Annotated in this window: 1 protein-coding gene and 1 pseudogene; both read left to right on the top strand. The window is 69.9% G+C overall.

What is annotated here, in order from left to right; all coding sequences use genetic code 11:
* Positions 1-47 precede the first annotated feature (47 nt).
* Positions 48-5,150 (top strand): annotated as a pseudogene (locus tag OG538_RS10485) (type I polyketide synthase); the annotation flags it as partial.
* 74 nt (positions 5,151-5,224) lie between these two features.
* On the top strand, positions 5,225-6,427 hold the full coding sequence (locus tag OG538_RS10480; protein WP_406092351.1) for an NAD(P)/FAD-dependent oxidoreductase: 1,203 nt from the start codon (positions 5,225-5,227) through the stop codon (positions 6,425-6,427).
* Positions 6,428-6,430: the final 3 nt, after the last annotated feature.

The raw sequence follows: 6,430 nt of genomic DNA, 5'->3' as shown, positions 1-6,430 counted from the left end.
AGAACGAACGCCTGCGGTCGGCCAACGACCGCCTCACCGGCGACGCCACCGAGCCGATCGCGATCGTGGGGATGGCGTGTCGTTATCCGGGTGGGGTGGGGTCTCCGGATGAGTTGTGGGATCTGGTGGTGGAGGGCCGGGACGGTGTGTCGGAGTTTCCGGTGGACCGTGGTTGGGATGTGGAGGGGCTTTACGATCCGGAGCCGGGGAAGCCGAATCGTACGGTGACGCGTGAGGGTGGTTTCCTGTATGACGCGGCTGATTTCGATGCCGGGGTGTTCGGGATCTCGCCGCGTGAGGCGTTGGGGATGGATCCGCAGCAGCGGTTGTTGCTGGAGGCGTCCTGGGAGGCGGTGGAGAGTGCGGGGATCGATCCCCTCTCCCTGAAGGGCAGCCGGACCGGCGTCTTCGCCGGTGTCATGTACCACGACTACGGGCCGGGCACGAGCGACGGCAGCCTGGTCACCGGCCGAGTGGCCTTCACCCTGGGTCTCGAAGGCCCCGCGGTCACCGTCGACACCGCCTGCTCCTCCTCCCTCGTGGCCCTCCACTGGGCAGGCCAGGCGCTGCGCCGGGGCGACTGCTCCATGGCGCTGGTGGGCGGCGTGACGGTGATGACGACACCGGACATGTTCCTCTACTTCAGCCACCAGCGCGGCATGGCGGCGGACGGCCGCTGCAAGTCCTTCGCGGCCGACGCCGACGGCACCGGCTGCTCGGAGGGCGTCGGCGTCCTCATGGTCGAACGGCTCTCGGACGCCCGGCGGAACGGTCACCCGATCCTTGCGGTGATCCGGGGCAGCGCCATCAACCAGGACGGCGCGTCGAGCGGGATGACCACGCCCAACGGTCCCTCGCAGCAGCGGGTGATCCGCGCGGCCCTGGAGAACGCCGGAATCACGACCACGGACGTGGACCTGGTGGAGGCGCACGGGACGGGGACCCGGCTGGGTGATCCGATCGAGGCGCAGGCGTTGCTGGCGACGTATGGGCAGGGGCGTCCGGAGGGCGATCCGCTGTGGCTCGGCTCGCTGAAGTCGAACCTGGGCCACACCCAGGCGGCCGCCGGTGTGGGTGGGGTGATCAAGGCGGTGCAGGCGATCCGGCACGGCGTGCTGCCGAAGTCCCTTCACTCGCAGACGCGTTCGCCGCACGTGGACTGGGACGCCGGTGCGGTGGAGCTGTTGACGGAGTCGCGTGCGTGGCCTGTGCGGGATCGTCCGAGGCGTGTGGGTGTGTCGTCGTTCGGTCTGAGTGGGACGAACGCGCATGTGATCGTGGAGCAGGCACCGGTGGTGGAGGAGCCGGAGGCGGTTGGTGCGGTTGAGCTGCCGGTCGTGCCCGTGGTGCTGTCCGCGCGGAGCGAGGCGGGGCTGTCGGGACAGGCGTCGCGGTTGCTGGACCGGATGGGAGAGGACTCCTCTCCGTCGTTGTTGGATGTGGGTTTCTCGTCGGTGGTGTCGCGTGCGGTGCTGGAGCATCGTGCGGTGGTCGCGGCCTCGGGCCGTGAGGAGCTGGTGCGTGGTCTGACGGCTCTGGTCGAGGGCGAGCTGTCGTCTTCGGTGGTGCGCGGGATCGCGCGGCCGGCAGGTGCCACGGCCTTCTTGTTCACGGGTCAGGGTGCGCAGCGGCTCGGTATGGGCCGGGAGTTGTATGCGGCGTTCCCGGTGTTCGCGGCGGCGTTCGATGCGGTGCTGGTGGAGTTGGATGCCCGGTTGGGGCGTTCGTTGCGTGAGGTGGTGTGGGGTGAGGACGCCGACCTGCTGAACGGGACGAAGTTCGCCCAGGCCGGGTTGTTCGCGGTGGAGACGGCGTTGTTCCGGCTGGTGGAGTCGTGGGGTGTGCGCCCGGACTTCCTGGTCGGGCATTCGGTCGGTGAGATCGCGGCTGCGCATGTGTCGGGTGCGTTGTCGTTGGCGGATGCGGCTGAACTGGTGGTGGCGCGGGGCCGGTTGATGCAGGCGCTTCCTGCCGGCGGCTCGATGGTGGCGATCGAGGCGACGGAGGCAGAAGTGCTTCCCCTGCTGAATGACGTGGTGGGGATCGCGGCGGTCAACGGTCCGCGTTCCGTGGTCGTCTCGGGTGCGGAGGCGGCGGTTCGTGAACTGGTCGCGACGTTCGAGGCGCAGGACCGCAGGACGAGTGTGTTGCGGGTGTCGCATGCGTTCCACTCGCCTTTGATGGAGCCGATGTTGGCGGAGTTCGGTGCGGTGGTGGCCGGGTTGTTGTTCGGTGTTCCGTCGGTTCCGGTGGTGTCGGGTGTGTCTGGGGATCTGTCGGAGGGTTGGGGTTCGGCGGAGTACTGGGTGCGGCATGTGCGTGAGGCGGTGCGGTTCGCGGATGCGGTGTCGTTCGTGGTGTCGCGGGGTGTGACGTCGTTTGTGGAGGTGGGTCCGGATGGTGTGCTGAGCGGGATGGCGCAGCAGTCGGTGGACGCCGAATCGGCGGCCGTCTTCGTCCCGGTGGTGCGCAAGGGGCGGCCCGAGGTGGCCGCGGCTGTGGCGGCGCTGGGTCAACTGCATGTGGCGGGTGTCCCGGTGGACTGGTCTCGGTTCTTCGAGGGTTCGGGTGCTCGTCGTGTTGATCTGCCGACCTATGCGTTCCAGCGTGAGCGGTTTTGGTTGGAGTGTGTGGGTGGTGGGGATGCGGGTGGTTTGGGGCAGGTGGTGGTTGATCATCCGGTGTTGGGTGCGGCGGTGGCGTTGCCGGATTCGGGTGGTGTGGTGTTGACGGGTCGGTTGTCGGTGGAGGGGATGGGGTGGTTGGCGGATCACGTGGTGTTGGGTTCGTTGTTGTTGCCGGGGGCGGCGTTTGTGGAGTTGGTGGTGCGGGCTGCTGATGAGGTGGGTTGTGGGGTGGTGGAGGAGTTGACGTTGCGGGCTCCGTTGGTTGTTCCGGAGCGTGGTGGGGTGGCGTTGCAGGTGGTGGTGGGTGGTCCGGACGAGGTGGGGTGTCGTTCGGTGCGGGTGCATTCGCGTCGGGAGAGTGCGGGTGCGGAGTGGGTGTTGCATGCGGAGGGTGTGGTGGGTGGTGGTGCGGGGGAGTCGGTGCCGGCGTTCGACCTCACCGCATGGCCCCCGCCCGGCGCAGTCGCCGTACGGACGGACGATGCCTACGAGCTGCTCCACAAGCAGGGTTACGTCTACGGCCCCGTCTTCCGGGGGCTCAAGGCCGCGTGGCGACGCGGGGACGACGTCTTCGCCGAGGTCGAGCTGCCCGAGCAGGCGCACGGGGACGCCGAACGCTTTGGTCTTCACCCCGCCCTGCTCGACGCGACCATGCACGCACTGGGAGTCGGTGAGGACGTCACGGGTGACGAGCCGACCGAGCTTCCCTTCACCTGGTCGAACGTGTCCCTGCATGCCGCCGGCGCCCGCTCGCTGCGGGTGCGCCTGTCGCCCCAGGGAGTCAGCAGTCTCACGCTGAGCCTGGCGGATCAGGACGGCGCCCCTGTGGCCACGATCGGCGGACTGATGTTCCGTCCGGTGTCGGTGGAGCAGTTGGCCGGGGCGGGTGTGGGTGGTGGGTTGCATGAGGTGGTGTGGCGGCCGTTGGTGGGGGCCGGGGCGGCGGAGGGTGCGTCGGAAGCGGTGGTGTTCGAGGTTCCGGTGCCGGTGGTGGGTGTGGATCCGGTGGTGGGTGTGCGGTCGGTGTTGGGCGAGACGCTGGGGGCGGTTCAGCGCTGGTTGGTCGGTGATGAGGGTGCGGGTGGTCCTTTGGTGGTGGTGACGCGTGGTGCGGTGTCGCTGGGTGGGGATGTTGGGGTGGATGTGTGTCTGGCGCCGGTGTGGGGGTTGGTGCGGGCTGCGCAGGCGGAGAATCCGGGTCGGTTCGTGTTGGTGGATGTGGACCCTGTGGGTGGTTCGTTCGAGGATGTTGCGGGTGTGGTGCTGGGTTCGGGTGAGCCCGAGGTTGCGGTGCGTGGGGGTGAGGTGCTGGTTCCGCGCCTGGTCGAGGTGCCGGCTGGTGACGTGGTGCAGGAGGCCCTGGACGGTGTGGGTGACGGGGTTGTGTTGGTGACGGGTGGTACGGGTGGTCTGGGTGGTTTGGTGGCGCGGCATTTGGTGGAGGCGTGTGGGGTGCGGCGTCTGGTGCTGGCGGGGCGTCGTGGTGCGGAGGCTCCGGGGGTCGATGAGCTGCTGGCGGAGTTGGGGGGTTTGGGTGCCGAGGTGTCGGTGGTGGCGTGTGACATGTCGGACCGGGCTGCGGTGGCTGGTCTGGTGGGGGGTGTGGGTGCGGATCTGGTTGGTGTGGTGCATGCGGCGGGTGCGGGTGACAACGGCCTTGTGGGGTCGATGGATGTGGCGCGGTTGGATCGGGTGCTGGGTGCGAAGGCTGATGGTGCCTGGTATCTGCATGAGCTGACGCATGGGTGTGAGCTGGCGTTCTTCGTGATGTTCTCGTCGGCGGGTGGTTCGGTGCTGGCGGCGGGTCAGGCGAACTACGCGGCGGCGAACGTGTTCCTGGATGCGTTGGCGGTGCGGCGTCGGGCGGAGGGCCTGCCGGCCACTTCACTCGCGTACGGGCTGTGGGACGTCGCCACGGGCCTGACCGAGGCCATCGACGACGACGCCCGTCTCATGGCGGCACGCGGCCTGCCCGCTCTCCCCCCGGCCGACGCGCTCCGGCTCTTCGACGCCGGTCTGCGCTCCGGAAGGGCGGCGTTGGTGCCGCTCGTCGTCGACGTGCCGACCCTGAAGGCGAAGCCCGGCGCGCTGCACTCCCTTCTGCGGGACATGGTGCTCACTGAGACCGGCCCCGTGGTCCGGAGCCGCACGAAGAGTGCCGATCCCGCCGCGCTGGTGGCCCGTCTCACCGGGTTGAGCACCGAGGACCGCGAACGGGCCCTGCTGGACCTGGTGCGCGGTCACGCCGCCGCAGTTCTGGGGCACTCGGGTGCCGAGGCGGTCCCGGCCGAACGCGGATTCCTGGATGTCGGCTTCGACTCGCTGACTGCTCTGGAGCTCAGGAACCGTCTGAACGAGGTGACCGGTTGCCGGCTGGCGCCGACGCTGATCTTCGACTACCCCTCGGCCGCCGAGCTTGCCACGCACCTGCGCCGGACCCTCTTCGGCGAGGACGCCCCCGCGGATGACCTCAGCGCGGCCACCGCGGACGAGCTGTTCGACATTCTCGACGGCGAAGCGTAGGGCCCTCCCGGCAGGGCCTGCCGGGAGTGGCACCAGGCGTTCACGTGAGTACCGACCGGAGACGAGGAGCGAGAGTGCTGAACCGGATAGTCGTCGTGGGTGCGGCGGCCGCAGGACTGACCGCGGTGGAGACGCTGCGGGCCAAGGGCTACGAAGGCGGGCTGACTCTCGTCGGTGACGAGCGTCATCCGCCGTACGACCGACCGCCGCTGTCCAAGGAGTTGCTGGGCGAGGGCTGGGAGCCCCGGAGCACCTGGTTGCGCAAGGAGGACGTGCTGGCGGCCGTCGAAGTCGATCTGCGCCTCGGCTGCCGGGCCACCGGCCTGGACCAGGCCGCCCGTACCGTCACCCTCTCCACCGGCGAGAAACTGCCCTACGACGCGGCGATCATCGCGACCGGACTCCGGCCGCGCAGGCTGCCGTGCGGGGACGGACTGCGGGGCGTCCATGTCCTGCGGTCACTTGATGACGCGGTCCGTCTGCGCGAGGCGCTCCTGGCAGGCCCCAAGGTGGCGGTGATCGGTGCCGGGTTCCTCGGGGCGGAGATCGCCGCCACGGCGCGCGGTGCCGGGCTCGACGTGACGCTGATCGACACGAACGACCAGCCGCTCGCGCGCCAGGTGGGTGTCGAGATCGGCGGGCTCGTGGCCGGGCTGCACCGCGACCACGGTGTGCGGCTGGTTCTCGGCGCCGATGTGGTGGGCATGGCTCGGGACGGCGCAGGCGTCCGCGGGGTCCTGCTGTCGGACGGCACCGTCGTCGACGCCGATCTGGTCGTCGTCGCGATCGGCTCGGTCCCCGCCGTGGACTGGCTCGCCGATTCCGGACTGCCCCTGGGGGACGGGGTCCTGTGCGACACCTACTGCCGGGCCGCCCCCGGGGTGTGGGCGGCGGGGGACGTCGCCAACTGGCCCCACCCGATGGTGGCCGGGGCCCGGGTCAGGCTCGAACAGCGGACGAACGCCGCCCAGCAGGCCATGGCGGTCGTCGCCAACCTGCTGGCCGGCGACGAGGGCGCGCGGCCTTACACCCCTGTGCCCTTCGGCTGGACCCATCAGTTCGGGGCGAAGATCCAGACCATCGGCTGGTGCCCTCCGGACGCACGGACGGAGATCATCAGCGGGTCCGCCGCCGACCGGGAGTTCGTGGCCGCGTACCACCGCGACGGGATCCTCGTCGGCGGGCTGGGCTGGAACAGCGCGCGCGGCCTGCGGCAGTGCCGGATGCTGCTCGGCCGGCCGTCGGCGGAGCTGGCCGCCACCGCGGCGGCTGTCTGACGT

This window comes from Streptomyces sp. NBC_01013, assembly GCF_045162765.1.
Classification (GTDB): domain Bacteria; phylum Actinomycetota; class Actinomycetes; order Streptomycetales; family Streptomycetaceae; genus Streptomyces.
Note: the sequence above shows the minus strand (reverse complement) of the source record. Positions and strands in the feature narration are given on the sequence as shown.